The sequence below is a fragment of the Streptomyces sp. NPDC058653 genome, from assembly GCF_042716895.1.
Taxonomy (GTDB): domain Bacteria; phylum Actinomycetota; class Actinomycetes; order Streptomycetales; family Streptomycetaceae; genus Streptomyces.
The window spans coordinates 137,039-157,866 of sequence record NZ_JBHXRM010000002.1 but is presented as its reverse complement, the minus strand read 5'-3'; the positions used below and the strand labels follow the sequence as shown (position 1 = coordinate 157,866).

At 66.7% G+C, this 20,828-nt stretch carries 15 protein-coding genes, 1 tRNA gene and 3 pseudogenes; 11 read left to right on the top strand and 8 right to left on the bottom strand.

Going from position 1 to position 20,828, the window contains the following annotated elements; all coding sequences use genetic code 11:
* Positions 1 to 80 precede the first annotated feature (80 nt).
* Together ACFWU9_RS02410 and ACFWU9_RS02405 are read left to right on the top strand one after the other, a co-directional pair.
* A complete protein-coding gene (locus tag ACFWU9_RS02410; RefSeq protein WP_384314060.1) occupies positions 81 to 497 on the top strand; it encodes a rhomboid-like protein in 417 nt (138 codons plus the stop codon).
* Positions 494 to 1,888 carry an NAD(P)/FAD-dependent oxidoreductase gene (locus ACFWU9_RS02405; protein WP_384314059.1) on the top strand — a complete coding sequence of 465 codons (1,395 nt, stop codon included), beginning with the start codon at positions 494 to 496 and terminating at the stop codon, positions 1,886 to 1,888. The genes ACFWU9_RS02410 and ACFWU9_RS02405 overlap by 4 nt, the downstream gene beginning before the upstream one ends.
* Positions 1,889 to 1,964: 76 nt before the next feature.
* On the opposite strand, the gene ACFWU9_RS02400 is transcribed toward ACFWU9_RS02405, so the two are convergent.
* The 3 genes from ACFWU9_RS02400 to ACFWU9_RS02390 all read right to left on the bottom strand — a co-directional run bounded on the left by ACFWU9_RS02400 (position 1,965) and on the right by ACFWU9_RS02390 (position 4,202).
* Positions 1,965 to 2,444: a hypothetical protein gene (locus ACFWU9_RS02400; RefSeq protein ID WP_384314057.1), complete on the bottom strand. Its 480-nt coding sequence runs from the start codon at positions 2,442 to 2,444 to the stop codon at positions 1,965 to 1,967.
* Between the two features lie 118 nt (positions 2,445 to 2,562).
* Positions 2,563 to 3,159 carry a hypothetical protein gene (locus tag ACFWU9_RS02395; RefSeq protein WP_384314055.1) on the bottom strand — a complete coding sequence of 199 codons (597 nt, stop codon included), beginning with the start codon at positions 3,157 to 3,159 and terminating at the stop codon, positions 2,563 to 2,565.
* 107 nt (positions 3,160 to 3,266) lie between these two features.
* On the bottom strand, positions 3,267 to 4,202 hold the full coding sequence (locus ACFWU9_RS02390) for a CPBP family intramembrane glutamic endopeptidase (protein WP_384314053.1): 936 nt from the start codon (positions 4,200 to 4,202) through the stop codon (positions 3,267 to 3,269).
* A gap of 358 nt (positions 4,203 to 4,560) precedes the next feature.
* Here ACFWU9_RS02390 and ACFWU9_RS02385 point away from each other — a divergent pair, with 358 nt between their 5' ends.
* The 5 genes from ACFWU9_RS02385 to ACFWU9_RS02365 all read left to right on the top strand — a co-directional run bounded on the left by ACFWU9_RS02385 (position 4,561) and on the right by ACFWU9_RS02365 (position 12,203).
* Positions 4,561 to 5,496, top strand: coding sequence for a helix-turn-helix domain-containing protein (locus ACFWU9_RS02385; RefSeq protein WP_384314052.1), 936 nt, complete (start codon positions 4,561 to 4,563; stop codon positions 5,494 to 5,496).
* 121 nt (positions 5,497 to 5,617) lie between these two features.
* Positions 5,618 to 6,577 (top strand): hypothetical protein, encoded by a 960-nt coding sequence (locus tag ACFWU9_RS02380; protein ID WP_384314050.1) that lies wholly within the window; start codon positions 5,618 to 5,620, stop codon positions 6,575 to 6,577.
* A gap of 948 nt (positions 6,578 to 7,525) precedes the next feature.
* A complete protein-coding gene (locus tag ACFWU9_RS02375) occupies positions 7,526 to 9,529 on the top strand; it encodes an ATP-binding protein (protein ID WP_384314048.1) in 2,004 nt (667 codons plus the stop codon).
* A gap of 3 nt (positions 9,530 to 9,532) precedes the next feature.
* Entirely contained in the window at positions 9,533 to 10,945 is a 1,413-nt protein-coding gene (locus tag ACFWU9_RS02370) for a hypothetical protein (RefSeq protein WP_384314047.1), read from the top strand.
* 43 nt (positions 10,946 to 10,988) lie between these two features.
* On the top strand, positions 10,989 to 12,203 hold the full coding sequence (locus ACFWU9_RS02365; RefSeq protein WP_384314045.1) for a DNA adenine methylase: 1,215 nt from the start codon (positions 10,989 to 10,991) through the stop codon (positions 12,201 to 12,203).
* On the opposite strand, the pseudogene ACFWU9_RS02360 reads toward ACFWU9_RS02365, so the two are convergent.
* Both ACFWU9_RS02360 and ACFWU9_RS02355 read right to left on the bottom strand, forming a co-directional pair.
* Positions 12,189 to 12,692, bottom strand: a pseudogene (locus ACFWU9_RS02360) (NUDIX domain-containing protein). The gene ACFWU9_RS02365 and the pseudogene ACFWU9_RS02360 overlap by 15 nt on opposite strands.
* Before the next feature lie 70 nt (positions 12,693 to 12,762).
* Positions 12,763 to 13,197, bottom strand: a pseudogene (locus ACFWU9_RS02355) (tetratricopeptide repeat protein); the annotation flags it as partial.
* Here ACFWU9_RS02355 and ACFWU9_RS02350 point away from each other — a divergent pair.
* Positions 13,195 to 13,899 (top strand): annotated as a pseudogene (locus tag ACFWU9_RS02350) (site-specific integrase); the annotation flags it as partial. The pseudogenes ACFWU9_RS02355 and ACFWU9_RS02350 sit on opposite strands and share 3 nt — an antisense overlap.
* A 104-nt stretch (positions 13,900 to 14,003) precedes the next feature.
* Here the strand turns inward: ACFWU9_RS02350 and ACFWU9_RS02345 are convergent.
* Together ACFWU9_RS02345 and ACFWU9_RS02340 are read right to left on the bottom strand one after the other, a co-directional pair.
* Entirely contained in the window at positions 14,004 to 15,455 is a 1,452-nt protein-coding gene (locus tag ACFWU9_RS02345; RefSeq protein ID WP_384314043.1) for a hypothetical protein, read from the bottom strand.
* 307 nt (positions 15,456 to 15,762) lie between these two features.
* A tRNA-Thr gene (locus ACFWU9_RS02340) sits at positions 15,763 to 15,836 on the bottom strand.
* 205 nt (positions 15,837 to 16,041) lie between these two features.
* Between ACFWU9_RS02340 and ACFWU9_RS02335 the strand changes: the two genes are divergently transcribed.
* The 3 genes from ACFWU9_RS02335 to ACFWU9_RS02325 all read left to right on the top strand — a co-directional run bounded on the left by ACFWU9_RS02335 (position 16,042) and on the right by ACFWU9_RS02325 (position 18,556).
* Complete coding sequence (locus ACFWU9_RS02335) at positions 16,042 to 17,181, top strand: ABC transporter ATP-binding protein (protein WP_384314041.1); 1,140 nt, start codon at positions 16,042 to 16,044, stop codon at positions 17,179 to 17,181.
* 197 nt (positions 17,182 to 17,378) lie between these two features.
* Positions 17,379 to 17,801, top strand: a complete 423-nt coding sequence (locus ACFWU9_RS02330) for a hypothetical protein (protein WP_078076561.1) — start codon at positions 17,379 to 17,381, stop codon at positions 17,799 to 17,801.
* Positions 17,802 to 17,839: 38 nt separating this feature from the next.
* Positions 17,840 to 18,556 (top strand): NDP-sugar synthase, encoded by a 717-nt coding sequence (locus ACFWU9_RS02325; protein ID WP_384314039.1) that lies wholly within the window; start codon positions 17,840 to 17,842, stop codon positions 18,554 to 18,556.
* 344 nt (positions 18,557 to 18,900) lie between these two features.
* On the opposite strand, the gene ACFWU9_RS02320 is transcribed toward ACFWU9_RS02325, so the two are convergent.
* The gene (locus ACFWU9_RS02320) at positions 18,901 to 20,691 is read right to left on the bottom strand and encodes a DoxX family membrane protein (protein WP_384314037.1); all 1,791 of its coding nucleotides are present in this window, start codon (positions 20,689 to 20,691) and stop codon (positions 18,901 to 18,903) included.
* Positions 20,692 to 20,828 lie beyond the last annotated feature (137 nt).

Below are 20,828 nucleotides of genomic sequence, written 5' to 3'. Positions count from 1 at the left end.
ACTCCCCCCGCCACGCGAACGCCCACCCCGCCCGGGATGTCGATCCCCCCTGCGCACCCCCCCCATGGGTGAATCACCCCATGCGCCGCCGTCTCCGCAAGTCCGCCCCTGGCCACTGGCTGGCAGCCCTCATCACCACCGCCCTCGCCGCGCACCTCGGCGCCACCCTCGTCGGCGAAGCCGCGCTCGACCGGGCCATCCAGGAGGGCCGCGCCCACGAGGCCGCCGCCGAAAGTCTCGATGTCGGCGGCGGCTACGGGCTCGCGGGAGCCGTCGCCGTCCTCACGTACCGCATCGCCCCGCCCTGGCGGCATCCGTACGGAGGAGCCGTCGTCATCCTCTACGGCGTCCCGCTCATCGCCTTCCCCGACTTCACCGACATCGGCCGCTTCACCGCCGTCCTCATCGGCCTCGCCTGCTACCCCCTCACCCGCCGCCGCCCCCGCGCTCCCGACCTGGACAGGGATACGGAGCGAGGTGTACGAACACCCACATGAGCAGCACCACCAACGGCGGCATCTCCTTCTGGTACGCCCAGGACGGCATACCGGCGCCCCGCGAACCCCTCTCCGGGGACACCGCGGCCGACGTCTGCGTCGTCGGCGGCGGCTTCACCGGCCTGTGGACGGCGTACTACCTGAAGAAGGCCGTGCCCTTCCTCAACATCACCGTCCTGGAAGGCAAGTTCTGCGGTTACGGCGCCTCCGGCCGCAACGGTGGCTGGCTCTACAACGGCATCGCCGGCCGCGACGCCTACGCCCGCACCCACGGCCACGACGCGGCCGTCCGCCTCCAGCAGGCCATGAACGCCACCGTGGACGAAGTCGTACGCGTCGCCGCCGACGAGAAGATCGACGCCGACATCCACCAGGGCGGCGTCCTCGAAGTCGCCCACACCCCGGCCCAGCTCGCCCGGCTCAAGGACTTCCACAGCGCCGAGACCGCCTTCGGCGAGACCGGCCGCGTCCTGCGCGGCGCACGCGAGACCGCGGAGCGCGTACGGGTCGCCGGAGCCGTCGGCTCCACCTGGACCCCGCACGGCGCCCGGCTGCACCCCGTCAAGCTCCTCAAGGGCCTGGCCAGGGCCGTCGAGGCCCTCGGGGTCACCCTCCACGAGTCGACACCCGTCACGGAGATCAAGCCCAAACACGCGATCACCCCGTACGGCACGGTCCGCGCGCCCTACATCCTGCGCTGCACCGAGGGCTTCACCGCCAACCTCAAGGGCCTGCGCCGCTCCTGGCTCCCCATGAACTCCTCGATGATCGCCACCGAACCGCTGTCCCCCGAGCTCTGGGACACCATCGGCTGGGAGGGCCGCGAGACCCTCGGCGACATGGCACACGCCTACATGTACGCCCAGCGCACCGCCGACGACCGCATCGCCATCGGCGGCCGGGGCGTCCCCTACCGCTACGGCTCCCGCACCGACAACGACGGCCGCACCCAGCCCGCCACCGTCACGGCCCTGCGCGAGATCCTGGTCCGCCTCTTCCCCACCACCGCCGGCGTCCACATCGACCACGCCTGGTCCGGTGTCCTCGGCGTCCCCCGCGACTGGTGCGCCACGGTCGCCCTCGACCGCGCCACCGGACTCGGCTGGGCGGGCGGCTACGTCGGCTCGGGCGTCGCCACGGCCAACCTCGCGGCCCGCACCCTGCGCGACCTGATCCAGCAGGACTCCGGCCAGGGCGGCCCCACGGACCTCACGACCCTGCCCTGGGTCAACCACAAGGTCCGCAAGTGGGAGCCGGAACCCCTGCGCTGGCTCGGGGTCCACACCCTCTACGCGGCCTACCGCGCGGCGGACCGCCAGGAGTCCACGTCCCACACCCCCACCACCCCCCGCCTGGCCCGCCTGGCCGACCGCGTCTCCGGCCGCCACTGACCACCGGTCCCAAGGAGCGCGTACTCCGCGGAAACGGCTCCGGCCCGGCCCACGACGGGCCGGACCGGAGCCGTTCCTATGCGGAGTGTGCGGTGGAGAAGTACGTACGCGCCGCCGGCCGGAACATCAGCACGACAGCACCGGCGATCAGGACGACCGGACCGACACCGACGACGAGATCGTAGACGGCGCCGGCGGTGGCCCCCGGCCGGTATTCGTCGGAACTCACACTGTTGACCAGAACGAACAGCAGGAGGGCCCCGACGGCCGTGATCGTGTTCCGCGCCCATGTCCGCCCCTGGCGCATGGCCAGGGCGAAGAGCAGCAGCAGGGCGGTGGTGACCACCACGAAACCGGCGGACAGGGCGACCTGCCGAATCGCTCCGTCCTCCCCCATCTCGCCGCGCATCTCATCGATCCCCGTGGGAGAGATGAAGAAGGTGTCCAGCACATACGAGACGGGGTTCAGGGCGATCGCCGCGAGGAAGAGCAGAAAGGCCGCCTCCACCTCCCTGGGGCGTATCCCGGTTCGGTTCATCTCTGCCTTCGTCGTCATGGTGGCCAATGGTCTCGGTCGTCCCGGTCGTCCCGGTCGTCTCGGTCGTCTCGGTTGTCTCGGCGGTTGCGGCGTTCTCGGCGGTTGCGGCGGTCGCGGCGGTCGCGGCCCGTGGTCGTCACGAGTACGTCCGGACGCGCTCCGCGATGCCCTTCTTTATGATCACCTCGACGTCCAGGTTGCCGCCCTTCGCGGCCTCGTCCAACTCCTCCGGGGTGCACTTCTCGGCCTTCGGGGTCTCGGGGTCCCCGCAGATCTCCCCGCCGGTGATCTCGGTGTCGTCGGCGACCCAGAAGGCCCGTTCCCCGACCCGCAGTTTGCCGGGCGCCCAGAAGGTCAGCTCGCCGTGGAACGTACCGTCCGCGCCGGGGGCGTCGGGGTTGTCGACAGGACCGTTCTCCGTACCACTGCCGGGGGCGTCGTCGTTCGAACCGGAACCGGCACCCGGATCCGCGTCCGAGTCCGTACCCGAACCGGACTCCTCACCCGCGCTCGGGCTCCCGCCCTTGCCACCCGGAATCGCGTCGGAACTTGCCTCCTCATCGGCACCGGCGCTCGCGGCGGGGCTCGAACTGCTCCCGGAGCCCTCGTTGGAGTCGGGACCGCATCCCGTGAGGAACAGGCTCGTGGCGGTCAGGAGGGCCAGAGCCGCGAGCGTACGGGTGCGTGTGCGGCTGGTGTGGGTGCGGCCGGTGCGTGTGTGGCTGGTGCGCATGGCGAAGTGCCCTTTCGGCGTTGTTGGTTGGTGAGGGGCGACCCCGCGGCCCGTGTTCCGGGCCGCGGCGGGGCCGTGGTGGAGTTCTGGTGGGGCGCCCGGGCGGGTCAGCCGACCGGGGCGATCCGCACCGGCGCGTCGGCGTCGGCCTGGCTCGGGCGGGGCGCGACGTGGAGGTCCGGGTCCGTCCGGCGATCACGCCGCGCGGCGATCAGCGCGGCGGCGAGGACGATCTGTATCCCCAGCACGCACGCCAGCGTCTGCGGGGACTCGACGGTCAGTACGGCCATGGTCGCGTTGAAGCCGAGGTGGACCGCCATGGACGCACCGACTCCGGCGAGTTCGTAGGCGTAACCGGTCAGCAGTGCCACGGGGAAGACACTGAGCGAGAACAGCAGGCCGCTCCAGCTCATCAGGCCGAGTTCGGACTGGACGGTTCCCTCGATGAAGAACAGCGGCAGATGCCAGACAGCCCAGGCCGCGCCGAGCAGGAGTCCGGTCCGGACCCGGCCCATGGACGCCCGCAGCCGCGGATACGCCGTACCGCGCCAGCCGGGCTCCTCGGACAGCGGGCCGGCGATCACCATACTGACGACGAACGGCACGATCCCGCCGACGGTCGAGATCAGCTCCTTGCCCTCGGTCAGGCTCACCGTGGCGCCCCCGAAGAAGTCCGCGAGGAAGGCACCGGCCACCACGCTCCCCGATGCCAGAGCCAGCAGGGGCAGCGCCCACAACAGGCGTACGCCCTGCCGGAACCGGACCGCCCGGGGCGGTACGGGCTCCCCGCGGCGGGACCGGCGTATCCGTACCGCGACCGCGCCGAACACCGGCCCGAAGCCGCCGAGCAGATACGGAACGGCGGTGGGGGAACTCGTCGGCGATCCGCCCAGCAGGATCGCGGTCAGCCAGAAGACCCCGGTCGTCGTGAACGTGACAGCGAAGAAGAGGGCGACGCCGCTCCGCCGCACCTCGCCGGCCTCGACCCGCCGCGACACATCGCCGCTCCCGGTGAGTACGGCCGCGCTTTTCCGCTGGAACATGTCCACTGCCCTTTCCACTGAGGCGCTCTCTGCGCCTTGGCCACGAAATTACGCAGAGCGGGAGCCCGGCACACTGGGCGCGGGACCCGGCTGTGAGGTGGTGCTGGGTCCACTCCTGAGGGGCGGTCAAACGCCTTGGCCCGGGGGGTGATCACACCGCCCGCCGCACTGCCCGCCATCCTGCCCGCCGCACCGCCCGCCGCGTCCTCCGCCGGGCCGCCCGTCGCGTCGTCCGGCACCGCGGGGGTCGCCGGCGTCCGGCCAGTTCACCGACCCGGCCGCCACGCGGCCAGACCCGCGCGGTCCTATCCACAGCAGGGGCAGGCGGGGCGTTCCGGACGCGTCAATACTCGGAGCCATGAATGAGCAGGCGAAGCTCGGAGACTTCCTGAGGACGCGGCGTTCCCAGCTCCGTCCGGCCGATGTCGGCGTGCCCACGTACGGCGACCGCCGTCGTGTGCCGGGGCTGAGGCGCGAGGAGCTGGCGCAGTTGGCGGGGGTGAGCGTCTCGTACTACACGCGGCTGGAGCAGGGTCAGTCGCAGAGCGCCTCGGCGGAGGTGCTGGACGCGATCGCCCGCGCGCTGCGGCTGGGGGAGTCCGAGCGGCTGCACCTGCACGATCTGGCACGGGCGGACCGCCCGCGCCAGGCGAACGGCCGCCCGGCGCCGGAGCGGGTGACGGAGGCGGCGCGGCAGTTGCTGGACGTCCTCGCGGACGTTCCGGCGCTCGTCCTCGGACGGCGCAGTGACGTCCTCGCGTGGAACCGCATGGGCCACGCGCTGTTCGCGGGGCACCTGGACCCGCGCGCCCCGGAGAAGGCCGGTGAGCGCCCCAACATGGCCCGGCTGGTCTTCCTCGACCCCCACACCCGTGAGCTGTACGCGGACTGGCCCGGCAAGGCCAGGGCGGTGGTGGGGAGTCTGCGGATCGTCGCGGCCCGGCATCCGCAGGACAGCGCGCTGCACTCGCTGGTGGGCGAACTCTGCTCGAAGAGCGATGAGTTCGCGTCGATGTGGGCCGACCACCGGATCAAGGCGTGCACCGTGGCGGTGTACGAGATGCGGCACCCGCTGGTCGGCACCCTCACCACACTCCAGCAGACCCTGAGCCACGGTCCCGGCCCCGCCGTCGTCGTCGCCACCACGGAGGCGGACTCGCCCTCACGGGCGGCGCTGACCCTGCTCGCCCAGGCCACCGCGCCGTCCACCGCCGGGGCCGTCGCCCCGCCCGTACGGCGCGATGCCCTGCCGCCCGGCGCGGCGCGGCCGGGATCCGGCGTGATCACCGGCTGACCCCTTCCACCACCGCTCCTCCCACCCACCACACCAGTAGGCCGGCGTGCCGATGAGGCATGCCCGAAATCGGTCCACGACCCGGAATTCAGTCCACGCTCTCCATCAGTCAAGGAACACGATGTCCAAGAAGTCACTCGCCCTCTCCGCGGCGTCCGCCGTCCTCCTCGCCGCCACCGTCGCGGCGCTGAACCCGGCCCCGGCCGCCGCCACGCGGCCCTCCGGCCACCAGCAGGCCGTCCACTTCGACCTGGCCAAGGGCCAGACGCCGGAGAACATAGCCCTGGCACCGAGGGGCGACGCCTACGTCACCTTCGCCGCCGGCCGCCAGATCGCCAAGATCTCCCGCGACGGGTCCACCCGGATCCTCGCCACCCTGCCCGCACCCGCCGACGGTGGGGTCCACACCCCGGCGCTCGGCTTTCCGCTGACAGTCGGCATCGTCCGCGCCACCGACGACACCCTGTACTTCCTGTACGCCACGGGCACCGCCGATCTGACCGGCGTCTGGCGCCTGCGCCCCGGCGGCACCCCGCGACGGATCGCCGCGCTGCCCGCCAACGGCCTGCCCAACGGACTGGCTCTCGACGCCCGGACCGGCTCCCTCTACGTCACCGACTCGGTGCTCGGCACCATCTGGAAGGTACCCACCACCGGCGGCACCCCCACCGCCTGGTCCACCGCCCCCGAACTCGCCTCCACCGGCTTCCTCGGCGCCAACGGCCTGAAGATCCGCAACGGCGCGGTCTGGGCCACCAACCTCGACAAGGGCACCGTCCTGCGCATCCCCGTCCGCAGGGACGGCGGCGCCGGCCCGGTCCGGACCGTGGCCACCGGCCTGGCGGGGATCGACGACTTCGCCTTCACCGGGCGGGGCGACCAGCTGCTGGCCGCCCTCAACGGCACGAGCGAGGTCGCGCTCGTCCGGCCCGGCCACGGCCACTCCATCGTGCTGAGCCCGTCCGACGGCCTCCAGAACCCCACGTCCGTCGCGGTGAGCGGCAACACGATCCACGTGACGAGCGCCGCCTACCTCACCGCCCAGGACCCCAACCTGCTCCGCTTCCCCCTGAATCCCTGACCCCCGACGCGGCCCACGCCCCGGCCGCGTCCGCCAAACCCAGAACCCCAGCCCGGACACGCTCCGGGCTGGGGTTCATTTCTGGATCCAGGGGCTGGGTTCTTAGGCTTGACCAACAGGTCATTCTCGGCGTCAAAGGGAATATCGAGTTCCATGCCCACCTGGTCTCGTCACAAGTCCAGGGTTTTGGCCAAGTAGGCGCAGCCATATTACTCATTGGGGGCTGGCCAAGTATAGTTGCTGGAATTATTGCCCTACACCCTGCAAGCAGACCAAGTACCGCTCAGAACCGTATCCGCAGCCACTGACAACGACTGCGTGCAGCCGCTATTACCTGGCCGCCGCGTGGGAGATAGCAGCGCAGCGCGCTGGCAATGGCCACGAAGTCGTCAGGAGCGCGGTGTTCCCGCTCATAGTGTGAACCGATGACGGCCTGCCGCCTCCGACCTGAGGCCAGCGAGAACCTTCCCGTCGTGGGCAATGCAGGCGTCCCCGCTGGCTCGAACGGCGCGATGCCCAACAGGGCTTGTCTGCAACGGCGATCAACGGCACGACCTGCGACTTCCCAGGGCTTGCACGATCGTTAGAAGTGAGGCTGCCTCGTGCCACCGGCTCCCCTTTTCCTGGCAAGACAGTCTCCTCCTTGATCACCAGGACGCCCGGTCCGGCCTGACGCCGCCCTGTCTGCTCACGCAGCAAGTCGATGTCCGTCTCCCTCTTGCCAGCGGACACCACTGAGTCAGGAGCCTGCGGATCGTGGACTGTTGAGCGCGCCACTGTGGCACCACACACAACAGATCACGCACCTGTTGATCTTGAAGACTCGCCAACATCAACCGTTGACAGCACATTTGTCAGTGGCCACGTGTAACGTCCGGGATGGCTCAGGGCCACAACTACCAAGTGAGCGCGCTACGTTGACGGCGGGCGGCAGAAGGGCGATGCGCGTTGAGTATCACTGAGGGACTCTCACAGTCAGTCGAACTGAAGAAGCCCCTGACTGCGCTGGTAAATAAGGGCTGTGTACCGGTTGGAGGAATTTACCGTCTCGACTACGACTCGGCCGTGGTGCTGACCGATGACTTCAAAAAGAAGGAGGCCGGCGGAGTCCCTAGAGGTGGGTTCCTCCTCGCGGTCGCAGGTGACAACACGGATTCGGGATTCATACTCGAAGATCAGGAAGTAATACTACTCCGAGTTCGCGGCACTGCCCCGCTCCCCAACGAGTCGGAGCTGATCCAGACTCGACTGGCAGTCGTTCGCGACGCTGGCGCGTCAGGAGTCGGATTCGATGACGTCACGGATGTTCTCACTCGAAATGAACTCCAGCAGTCGGCTTTTGACTGCGAGGTTCTGGGCACCTTCTACACCGAAAATGATGCCCGCGATGCCTCAATTGAATATGGGGCAGACATCGATAACGTGGTCGTCTCGGCGCGCTACCAGGTCTACCTACCGTCGACCGAAGTATTGTCCTGGCTGGCTTCCTACCCGGAACCTGAGGACACTCAGGACGCGCTCACGATCGGAAAGGTCCGATTCGCAGCCACCCGACGCAAGGCTCTGATTGCTGGCACTGACCAGGCAGAGGTTCGCATCAGTGTCTCTGACTTCGTTGGACGCAAAACTGCCGTGTTCGGCATGACCCGAACCGGCAAATCAAATACTATCAAAACCCTGGTCACGGCAGTCCATCGCTACGGCTCGGAGCACAAGCGCTCTATCGGGCAGCTCATCTTTGATCCCCAAGGCGAGTACGCAAACGTCAATAAGCAAGATCACACAGGTCTGCGCCTTCTCGGTGACGACGAAAGCACGGTACGGATCTATAAGGTGGAACCCAGTTCAGCCGATAGTCGGGAAAAGCCCCTTCGAATCAACTTCTATGATCGCGAAGTATTGGAAGCCGCTTGGAGCCTGGTCAGCGAAGCCACCACACCGGTCGACACCAACTACGGCAAGAGCTTTCGGTCATCGGTCCTCTCTGAGCCTGACCCGAACGATCGCAGTCGGTACAGCCGTTGGGCCTGGGCTGCCGTCGCTTTCTATGGCCTTCTGGCCAAGTGCGGATTCGAGGCAGAAAGCCTACCACAGCCTCTGATAATCGCCGCTGAAACAGGGCCCATGAAGGACTTTTTGGGCAACCATCCCAAAGTTCAAGTTCAGGCTGGCCGATCGGGCAGCTATCGGATCATCAGCCCCGCAGCAGCACTGGCACTGACAGAGTGGATTGGAGAGAGAGAAAGTGAATTCCCAAAGTGGCACGACACTAAAGACTGTCACTTCAGCGCGATCTGGGGTGTGTACAAATACACAGGGGTGACGTCGGCCATTCGGAGCATTCGCGCATTCCACGGACCTAATTCCGCAGGCGACGTTGGTCAACATCTTTGGCAGGACATGCAGGCTGGCCGACTTGCAATCGTCGACCTCTCTAGCGGAAATGACAAGGTCGCCAAGGTAATGTCCGAACGCGTAGTAACTCACCTTCTGAACAAGGCAAGCGAGCGATTTCGCGCCGACCACGAGCCAGTTGAAATGCAGATCATCGTGGAAGAGGCGCACAACCTCTTCGAACGCGGCGGACGCGAAGTGACCGAGGATCCCTGGGTTCGCCTATCCAAGGAAGCGGCCAAATATCGAATGGGACTCATCTACGCAACACAAGAGGTCACATCCGTCGACAAGCGAATGCTCTCCAACACCTCGAATTGGCTGATCTCCCATCTCAACTCAGACCATGAGACGCGCGAGTTGGCACATTACTACGATTTCAAAGTCTGGACTCCGAGTATTATCCGTGCAGAAGATGTCGGATTCGTGCGAATGAAAACCTATTCGGGTAAGTACATCATCCCGGTTCAGATTTCCAAGTTCGATCACGCCATGGTCAATGGGGCCCGAAATGCTGCCGGACTGGCAAGCATCGACGCAGCCATCGAGGGGGAGTAAACCGTGCCCTACGAAGGGGAAAAAGCTTCCAGGCTTGGCCATGTAGGGACAGTAAGAAACGAGGCAGTCAAGGCTGCTCTTCAGCGCTGGACCATCACTAGTGCTCGCCCCGATGGGAATGAAGGTATCGTCGATCTATGCTCTCCCCTCGAAGAACTGCCGCTTGTCGGCAAACTAGAGGAGGTAGATTTTTCGATCACAGTCGATGGCTCAGACACCGAGGTGGACACTACTCGCGATCACCCAACCGTGAAGGTTGGCTATCTCCGAGTTGCAGGATCTGTAGTAAAACTCGACGTCTTTCGCAGCCTTTCACGAGTGAAGCACATTGACCCGCGCGAGGTTCGCAAGTCTCACTCTGAATACGCCTTCGACGTTGCCCTTCCTGGGTCCCAACTGGCCCGACCAGGCATGAGCGGCGTTGAAACCTGGCGCACAGAACTCGAAGATTTTCTAAAGAGTTCACGCTTCGACTCCAACACTGAAATGACCCTCGCAGATGGACTCCTTGCGCTGCATGGCACTCGTGGCAATCCTGCGACCGAAATCGACCTACGCGTCTGCCCGGACTGCGGCCAGAAAGCGAGCAGTAGCTTCGCACTTCCCGCCGGCAAAGAGGGCGGCTCGTGCTCATCTTGCAACGCACGTCTCTATCTGGCAGACGTTCTGCGCACTCACGAGGAATATAACGTCGAAGGTTCCAACTTCACCCCGCTCGGGCGTGTCATGACTGTCGCCGAGCGGCTAATGTCCGTATGTTACTTGAACTTCTTTGCCGATACTGCGCCAGAAGTTCTCCGCCACACCCTATTCATAACGGATGGCCCGCTCGCATTGTTCGGCCCACTCGCTCCGCTAAAACGACGGTTTGAAGAACACCTCGGAGACCTAAGCAACTGGTGCGCCAAACAAAACATTGCCGCACCTCTAGTCGTTGGTATCGAGAAATCAGGTGCCTTCGTCGAGCATGCGGAAATGATCAAGGACCTGATTCCTCCGGGTCACGTCATGCGGCTTACGAACGCATATATCAATAGAATTTCAGGACGCCCGGAGAATAATCACTATGGCGTGGATGAATTCTATGGACGACGCTTCTTCTATCGCACTCGAACCGGAGACCCCCTAGTCATCACAGTGCTCCCTGCAAGTGGTGGATCGCCATATGATGGCGGCAGTCCCGAAGCCGAGGGATGGGAGGCATATCCAACACTTCGCCTGATATGTGAGGTTCTGGACTCCCTGAGAACTCGCATGTACCAGCACGCTGTCGTACCCATCGCTCTAGCGCACTCGGCGGCCGCACTGCCTCTCGGTGTGGGGCGTTCAGTCTTGACGATGATGGCACAGCAGAACATCCCTGGGCTGAAACCCCACCTTCAAGCGGTGCAACCACCAAAGTATTTCAAGGGGTAAGCACAGTCATGTTCCGGATCACTCGCTCATCCGGCAAGATAAGATGGTGAACCCTGTGACCTTGTCAGCGACTGCTACCGCCGCAAGCGGCCTTGTCCGGATTGCCACGCCCCTCGGTACCGACGAAGCAATCCATACCCAGACTCGCCCTCTGGTTGGCCAGCTTGAACCTATCTCGCACGCGCTCTCTCATGGTCGCTGGCAATCTCCGTTGCGCTATCCAGGAGCGAAGTCTTCACTATCTCCCATAATCTCACGAGTGATTACTACGGCGAAAAAGTCTCGGGAAGTTCCCGAGGTGAACCTTTTGGTCGAACCGTTCGCCGGGGGGGCATCTGCGTCACTACGGGCAATCGGCGAAGGTATTGTTGATCGCATCCTGCTCGCAGATGCCGACCCCCTTGTTACAGCCTTTTGGCAAGCAGCTGCTGCAGACACCGAGCAACTCATCGACCGAATGTATGAGGAATGGAAAAATTATGTTCGTGATGGCGGAAGCTCAGCCGTAGATCGATGGGACTATTGGCGCTTTTGGAGTCCTCTTCCGAACGCAACAGCACGCGATCGCCGCCTGAGCATCGCTACGCAATGCTTGTTCCTTAATCGAACCACCTTCTCGGGGATTTTGCACGGCAAAGCTGGCCCTATTGGCGGGCGCGCCCAGGCAAGTAATTATCCGATCGGATGCCGCTGGAATCCAGAGGCGCTCGCCGAGCGGCTCAGATATATTGGCCATCTCTACGAGATTGGGCGCCTCGTCGACGTATGGTGCAAGGATTGGCGACAAACGCTCGACGACGTCCCCGAGCATTATCCACAGCTCCTGCCCTCTCGAGTTGTCGCCTACCTTGACCCCCCATACATTGAAAAGTCATCTCTCCTGTACCGGACCTCATTCGACCCCCGTGGCGGTTATGGCGGCGACGGGCGCGGCTCGGCCACTTGGGCATCTGCAGATGCACTCCACCTAAGCCTTGCCGGCTATCTCCGAACAAAGGCCCAATTCAGGTGGCTACTTAGCTACGACAATCATCCCATGCTCATGCGAAGCAAATGGCTGTATGCGCAATCCAGAATGACCCCGTCAGAGGTTGACCGTGAGACTCTCGGCGTACGCCAGTGGCGCATTACTAAGCGGCTGGTCGCTACACGTTATTCGGCAGGTGGGCGGTCTGGAAAAAGATCTGCTGAGGAATTGCTAATCACGACACTCCCTCCCACGACCGTGCCACTGGACGAACAGCTACGCTTGCCCTAAGGGCTTGCAGATCATTGGCAATCGAAGCTCGCGCCAACCGTCGAGCGATACCTGGGGCCAATGGGTGAGGTACCGGTGGAGCGCACTCGCGGCGGTGTCCACGAACTCGCCGGGGATGGCATCGGCCCCAGCGCAGCAGACCTGGGCGTGCTTACGTAGCTCGCGGTTCTCGGGTCCGCCGGTCCACTCGTGGGGGGGCGAAGACGACGGTGAGGAAGCCGTTGGGGGCTTCGACGCCCCAGGCTCCGTGGATGATGTGGGCGACCTTCAATGACTCAGGTTTCACGGTCAGGCCGGTCTCTTCGTAAAGCTCGCGCATTGCCGTCTCGGTGACGGGCCCGCCAGGCTCACTCTTACCAACGGGAAGATCCCACGTCCAATGAGCGAACTTGGCGTTCTGGCTCCGCTGGACGAGCACAACCCGGTGATTGGCCTTGTCGTGGGCGATGACGGCGGCAGCCAGCAGGGTCATGGATCGAGGGCGGGCAATAGAGCTTTGGGCTTCGTCGGTGGCCCGCCGAGCCACGGCTAGTTTCCCCTTGGCCGGTTGGTGGGCGGCTTAAGCCAGTACTTCGCGTGCGCGGCGGGCGAGTTCGGCTGCTCCGCGCACTTTGCGGCGCTGGTAGATGGAGAGGGTGGAGCGGAGGGAGGTGATGGCCTTGCGGGTGCGGTCGGAGGTCATGCCCTCCATGAGGGTCATGGCCTGCGCCAGGGCGGCAACAGCCTGGTCGGCTTGAGTCTGCGTGCGCCCAGGCTGTCGCCCAGTCGGCGTAGGTGAGAGCGTGAACTCGCTTGTACTTGTCGGGGTCCCAGCGGATCAGGGCGTCTCGGTACTGTTGCTCGGTGCCGATGTGGTCGGCGAGGGTGCGGGCGGTGTTGCTACGACGGTGTCAGCGGCGGGTCCGCTGACACGGGAGTAAGTGGGCTGAGGAAGGTCGTCACGCAGGAGGGCGTCTTCGGCGGCGCGCAGGGCACGGACCGCTGCGGGTCTCTCGACTTCGTCGCCCCAGACGGGTTGTACGCCATGTGGCACCTGATCGCCTTCCGCGGCCTCCGACGCGGGCGAAGCATGCGGACAGCCCTGGTCGGAGACCAACCTCGACCGGCACACCCTCACCGTCTCCGGCCAACTCGTCCAGGACGGATGGGACGTCGAGGCGTCCGAACCGAAGACCGACAGCGGCTTCCGCGTCGTAGCCCTGGACGACGACACCGCCAACGTGCTCGAACGCCACCGCAAGCAGCAGAGGGCCGACCGCGCGGAATGGGGACCAGCCTGGGTCGAGACCGGCCTCCTCTTCACCCAGGAAGACGGCTCCTGGCTCCACCCCAGCAAGTCACCGACCGCTTCGAACGGCCCGTCGCCGCCTCCGGCCTCCCCCCGATCCGGCTGCACGACCTCCGCCACGGCGCCGCCACCCTCATGCTCGCCGCCGGCATCGACATCAAGATCGTGTCCGACACCCTAGGGCACAGCGACACCCGCATCACGCGCGACATCTACCAGAGCGTTCTGCCCCACGTCGGCAAGAACGCCGCCGAGGCCACCGCCAAGCTGGTCCCCCTCCAGCGCAAGACCGAGGCGAAGGAAGCCGCCCGCAAGGCGGAGAAGGCCCGGAAGGAGGCCCAGCGCCGTGCCAGGAGGAGTCAGGGTGAGGGCGCGAAGGAGACCGAACGCAAGAGGCCCAAGAAGTAGACGCTCACGCAGCTCCGCCCCTCACCATGGCTTCAGCTGCTTTTATTGACGTACATGCCGTTGCGACGGCATGTACGTCCGAGGGGGCTCACCCACGCAAGACTTCAGCGGCGCCGGCGACGTGCGCTGTTACGCGCAGATTGTGGTTGTTCCGGGCCGGTGAGGACTCCGGCCGTGAGCAGTCGGCCCTCTCGGACACTCCGCATAATCTGCTGTCGCACCAGCTCCGTGCTCGCCCCGGCGGTGCCGATCATGCCTGTCTCTACCAGCCGGGTGAACATGGTGTTGTCCAAGTAGCTGGGAACGTTCGAGTATCCGAAGCGCAACGCTCCGCCCCGGCCGTCTCTCAGCCTTGAGTCGTCGCGCAAACGCTGGAAGTGCTGGCGGGAAAAATACATTCCCGGCACCATGACGTCTGCCTGCGGGATCAGTCCTTCGGGCGGGCACAACTTGATCCAGCTTGGATCGGGATGCAGTCTGTGGTCGTCGTCCGCTTGCCGGAGACTGGCAGCAAAGGCATCCACATCTTGCATACGCTCCAATTCATCCGCCAAGTTGCCGTCGCTGTCCGGGTAATAATATCCACCCACTCTCTCCAGCTTCTTATACTGGACGAGAATGAGACTTCCGCGGCTCTGATGGTAGTAGAGAAGATCAGCACCGGAATTCCGCTCAACTGCGGTGCGGTTGACGTTGGCGATCAACAACGCCTGATCGTCCTGCCGGAAGTGCCGCCAGGCGACATGTCCGGTGAGCTCACCGATCCAGCCCAGGAATACCTCGGCATCCCGGCCAATTTGGTGATCTTCGATTGCGATGTCGTGCTGCAGAGGCACGGGACTTGCGCTCCCCGAAGGCGTCCCTGCCCTGCTCACGAGGTCTAGATACGCTGGCGGCGGCCTGTCGTCGTACAGTTCCTCGGCTGGCGGATCCCACCGAGCGAGCTGAGGGAGGGACATCCCTGCCATGCGCCCGATTCCCAGGACCGCATCGCGCTGGGTGGCCAGGGCCTGCCCCGCTTTCGAGTGCACGGCATAACCGGCAGATGCTGCCGTGAGTCGGCCGATCACGTGATCCGCGTGGGGCTGCAACTCAATCAACGCGGCGAGCAGAGCCTTGCCCGTCGCCTCTGTCTGCTGCCCTTCCTCAACTAGGTGCGTGCGATGCCGAGCGGCCAACAGCGCAATGATTTTGTCCAATTCGGCAGGATCTGGGAGCAAGGTGACGTGGGAGATCTCTAGCTTCTGCTGCAAGTCGGCGACCTGGCGCAGTCGTTTTGTGTAACCGAGCCTTCTCACCTGCAAGAGGCCATGCCTATCGGGAGTCGCAACCAACGTGATGTGGCTGCCCTTGGTCCAGAACCTCTTGAGCCGCGTGGTCGTCCATGTCCACTCACGACGTCCGGAGGCCGGGAACAGTCCCTCTTGCCATTCGAGGTGAGCCGCCTCGTCCCTCGTGCACCTGATGATCGCAACCATGTCGATCATTCTGTCTGTCGGGCTCACCGGCTGACGGCCTTCGGCAAAACAGGCATCTGGGCCCGACGCGAGCAGCACCTGCCACACCAGCGCCGGCTCGGGGCTGGATCACGCCGACCCGGAGGGCGCTGCACGCTGAGTTTGCTGGGCGATACAACAACCGAGCAGGCCGTTCCCAGCGACGAGTGCATGAGGCACTGGCCGGTCGGCCGACGCGCGGCTTCCCTCCACCGGCTCGGGTGACCAGAGAGAGGAGGCCCAAGAGCAGCAGCCGTCGACAGTCCGCTCACGCAAGCGAGCCCCTGCCGTCCCAGGCACATCCACGCCACACCCCCGGGCAGCACAAAACCCCAGGTCACGGGCTAAGTGACCTGGGGTTCGTCGGAGCCCCCTGTCGGATTCGAACCGACGACCTACGCATTACAAGTGCGTTGCTCTGGCCAACTGAGCTAAGGAGGCGCGCGGGAAAACTATAACCGGCGCGGATCACCGGGCAGACGGGAATTTCAGGGCGCCCAGCTACTGACAGATCTTGGATCGGGGGGGTAGCGTCACCTCAAGTTCATCCAGGTGGACTAGACCCTTCCTCCGTCCTACGGCGGAGGAGCCATTCCTTTACTCGGATCGTCCGGCACGTTCCTGCCGGTGAAGGGACCACATCACCATGGCCACTGTCTCGTTCGACAAGGCGACCCGTGTCTACCCGGGTTCCACCAAGCCCGCCGTCGACCAGCTGGAGCTCGACGTCGCGGACGGCGAGTTCCTCGTACTGGTCGGGCCCTCCGGCTGCGGCAAGTCGACCTCCCTGCGCATGCTCGCGGGTCTCGAGGACGTCAACGGCGGATCGATCCGCATCGGTGACCGCGACGTCACGCACCTGCCGCCCAAGGACCGGGACATCGCGATGGTGTTCCAGAACTACGCCCTCTACCCGCACATGTCCGTCGCGGACAACATGGGCTTCGCGCTGAAGATCGCGGGCGTCAACAAGGCCGACATCCGTAAGAAGGTCGAGGAGGCCGCGAAGATCCTCGACCTCACCGAGTACCTGGACCGCAAGCCGAAGGCGCTCTCCGGTGGTCAGCGCCAGCGTGTGGCGATGGGCCGCGCGATCGTGCGTGAGCCGCAGGTGTTCCTCATGGACGAGCCGCTGTCGAACCTCGACGCCAAGCTCCGTGTCTCGACCCGTACGCAGATCGCCTCGCTCCAGCGCCGTCTGGGCATCACGACCGTGTACGTCACGCACGACCAGGTCGAGGCCATGACCATGGGCGACCGGGTCGCCGTCCTCAAGGACGGTCTGCTCCAGCAGGTGGACTCGCCGCGCAACATGTACGACCGTCCCGCCAACCTCTTCGTCGCCGGCTTCATCGGCTCCCCGGCCATGAACCTGGTCGAGGTCCCGATCACCGACGGCGGTGTGAAGTTCGGCAACAGCGTCGTCCCCGTCTCCCGCGAGGCGCTCTCGGCCGCGGCCGACCGCGGTGACAGCACCGTCACCGTCGGTGTCCGCCCGGAGCACTTCGACATCGTGGAGCAGGGTGGCGGCGACGCCGCGAAGTCGCTCTCCAAGGACACCGACGACGCGCCGGCCGGTCTGGCCGTCACCGTCAACGTCGTCGAGGAGCTGGGCGCCGACGGTTACGTCTACGGCGACGCACAGGTCGGCGGCGAGCACAAGGACCTGGTGGTCCGCGTCAACGGCCGCGCCGTTCCCGAGAAGGGCGCCAAGCTGCACGTCGTGCCGCGTCCGGGCGAGACGCACGTGTTCGCGTCCTCCACGGGCGAGCGCCTCAGCGACTGACCTGAAGAACGTACCAACGGCCCCGCACTTCGGTGCGGGGCCGTTTGCCTTTGAACGCCCCCGCGCCCAAATACCCCGGCACTCCGGCCATTTCGAATCGTGTGCGTCAACACCCGATTCGAAAAGACCTGTCGAACCATCCCTCTGCCGAGTGACTAAATGTCGCCAAATCATCACTGACCGCTACGCTCGCCTGCGTGACCCACACAGCCCGCCGCATCGGCCGAACTCTCGCCCTCGTCCTGCCCGTCGTCCTCGTACTCTCCGGAACCCTCGCGGTCGCGACCGTCCCGTGGGCGGCGAAGAACTCCGAGGCACAGATTCTCACCGCTTCTTCGGACAAGGCGTCCGTACGCGCCAAGTCCCGCGCGCCGCAGGACGTTCTCCGCGACAAGCTGCTCGTGGAGCTCCAGGAGAAGGACCCGGGCATCGCCCTGACCCATCTCCAGCGCCAGATCGAGGAGCGCCCCTCGCTCGCCAAGCACTGCATGTCCCTGGCCCGCGCGCTCGGCCGCGCCGCTGTCGCGCACTACGGCCCCACCCGCGCGCAGTCGTTCTCCCGCCCCGTCTGCGACACCTCGTTCGCCTACGGGGTCTCCCAGCAGACCGCGGGGCACTGAGCGCCGGCTCCCCGACCGGCCCGCCTATCGTTCACGGCATGCAAACGTTTCCGACGCAGGCCGTGGTCCTCGCGGGCGGCCAGGGGTCGCGACTGCGCCCGTACACCGACGACCGTCCCAAGCCGATGGTCGAGATCCCCGGGACGGGGACCCCGATCATCGGCCATCAGCTCGCCTGGCTGGCCGCCGAGGGCGTCACCGACGCCGTGATCTCGTGCGGCCATCTCGCCGAGGTCCTCCAGGAGTGGCTGGACGACTCGGAACTCCCGCTGCGTGTCACGACCGTGGTGGAGAAGGAACCCCTGGGGCGCGGCGGAGGCCTCAACTACGCCGCCGCCCGGCTCCCCCACCCCGGCCTCCCCTGGTACGCCACCAACGGCGACATCTGGACCCGCTTCTCGCTGCGCGAGATGGCCGCGTTCCACGCCGAGCGCGATGCCATCGCGACCCTCGCCCTCGCCCGGCCGCGGATTCCCTGGGGGGCCGTGGAGACCGACGAGTTCGGCCATGTGCTGGACTTCATCGAGTCGCCGCCGTCGCCGTATCTGATCAACGCGGGTGTGTACGTGTTCTCTTCGGAGTTCGCGAGTCTGCTGCCCGAGCGCGGCGACCACGAGCGGACGACCTTTCCCCGGCTGGCGCGCGAACGGCGGCTGGCGGGCTTCCCGCTGCCGCAGGGCGCGTACTGGCGGGCCATCGACACCGCCAAGGACCTGACCGAGGCGGCCAAGGAGCTGGCGGCCCCCGCGCGTTGACCCCCGCGCGCTGACTCCTGCACGTCGACCCCCACGCGCTGGCCCCGTCGTCGAGGCGGCGTCGGCAGAGGCGCCAGTTTCCGCTCAGAGCGCTTCGGGCGGTCCCCCGCGCCCATCGGCGCCGTACCGGGCCCCCGGGCCCGCAGAGGGACGCACAGCGCGCGTACGAGGGCGGCCACCCGATCCCGCCGGGTGGCCGCCCTCGTACATGCTCCGGCTTCGCGGCCGGTCTTCGCTCCAGTCTTCGCGACCCGTCTTCGCGGCCGGTCTTCGCTCCAGTCTTCGCGACCCGTCTTCGCGGCCGGTCTGCGCTCCGCCTACACCGCCTGTCTTCGCGCCGCGCGTCAGCCGAGCAGGCCGCCGATCGGGTTCCTGGCGCCGCCTCCGCCGGTGCCGCCACCGCCGCCGGTCGACGAGCCGCCTCCGCCGCCCGTGGTGCCGCCGCCGTCGCCTCCGCCTCCGCCGGTCGTGCCGCCGCCCGAACCGCCGCCCGTCGAACCACCGCTCGTGGCCGGACCCTGGCTGCTGGAGGGCGGGGGCGCCTGCTGCGACGTCTGCGGGGGTGCCTGACCGGTGCCCTGGGACTGGCTGGGCTGCCCGCCCGTCCCGGTCCGGCCGGTCTGGCCGGCCGGCTGTTCCTCACCGGGCGCCGACCGCTCGGCCTCGGGACCGCTGGTCTGTCCGGCCGTCGGGGCCGCGCTGCTGTCCTTCTTCGGGGCCTCGCCGGTGGGCGAGCCGGACGCGCTGCTCTTGCCGGACTTCTGCGGGAGCGGCGATCCGGGCAGTTGGTTGACCGGGTTGTTCGGTCCGGGCACGGTCACCATGTCCGTGGACCGTACGGCTCCGCCGAGGATCGAGCCGATGAGCAGCGTCAGACCGATCACGACGGTCGCGACGACCGCGCCCCGGCGCAGGACGCGCCGCCGCAGGTCCCTGATGTGGGACCGGGGCCCGAGCTTGCGCCAGGCCTCGCCCGCGAGCCGGCCGTCCATCGAGTAGACCGGGGCGCCCGCGATGATCAGCGGGGACCAGGCGGCCAGATAGATGATGTCGGGCGCGTCGTAGGCGGGGACGGTGCGCCAGCTGACGGTGAGGATCAGCGCGGCCGAGAGCAGCGCGCCGAAGCAGGCGGCGAGCCGCTGCCAGAGGCCGAGGACGGTGAGGACACCGGCGACGACCTGGAGGAACGCGACGCTGAGCCCGGCGCCCACGGGGTGCGAGAGGGCGAAGTCGCGCAGCGGCTCGGCGAGGGCCCAGGGCTGGAGCGAGGTGAGCCAGGTGACCATGGAGCCGCGCTTGCCGCCGTCGAAGTAGACGGGGTCGCAGAGCTTGCCCATGCCGGCGTAGATGGAGATGAGACCGAGGAAGACGCGGAGCGGCAGGAGCACCACCCCGAGGTTCATGCGCCGGCCCGGGTAGTACGCGTGCCGTACGGCGGCGTCGGCGGCGGACTGCGCGCCCGGGGTGTCGTGCCGCCGCCCGCGCGGGTCGTCGTCGTAGTCACTCCCGTCGCGCCCGTCGCGGCCGAAGTCGCGCTCGTACTCGCGGTCGTCCCGGTCGTCGTGTTCGCCGCGGTGGCGCGCGCCGCCCGTGCCGTACAGGTCGACCGTGTCGCCGTACGTGTCGTACTCCGGCGCGTCGTACGCGCCCACGGCCCGTCGCATGGGGGGCAGCAGCGGTGTGTCGACTCCCGGGCCGCCGCCGTGGCGCGGCACGCGGGGCGTCGGCATGGTGTCCTCGCCGAGGTCGATCCGCGGGATGACCTGGGTGGAGCCGGCGGCCCCCCTGTCGTAGGAGCCGCCCGAGGTCTCGGCGAGGCTCGCGCCGGCCGCCGATGCCGAGGAGTTCCGTACGGCCTGGAGGAGCCCGGTGGCTCCCAGGTCGCCCGGTGCCGATCTGCCGCTCCAGACGACGGGGGCCCGGCGGCGTGCCGCACCGGTGCCGCCGCTCATCGCGGGGATCCGCGCGGTGTCCGCCGTGGCGCGTGCGGGGCTGGGGCGCTGGCTCGGTGAGAGCTTCACCCGAAAGCTGGCGTGGTTCACGATGACCTGCGCGGGATCGCAGTCCACCTTGACCATGCTCAGCGGGGGCTGTTCGTCGAACCCGGGCCGGGGCTTTCTGGTGTCCACACTCATCTAACCGAGTGACTTGTGTTTAGGACACTGCTTTGACGGGCCGTAAATGTCCGAGACCCGTCAAGAGTGGCGGGATAGGGACATTCGTACGAAGGCCGGGCCATCCGGCCCACACGCGGCCCTCGGCCCGGACGCCC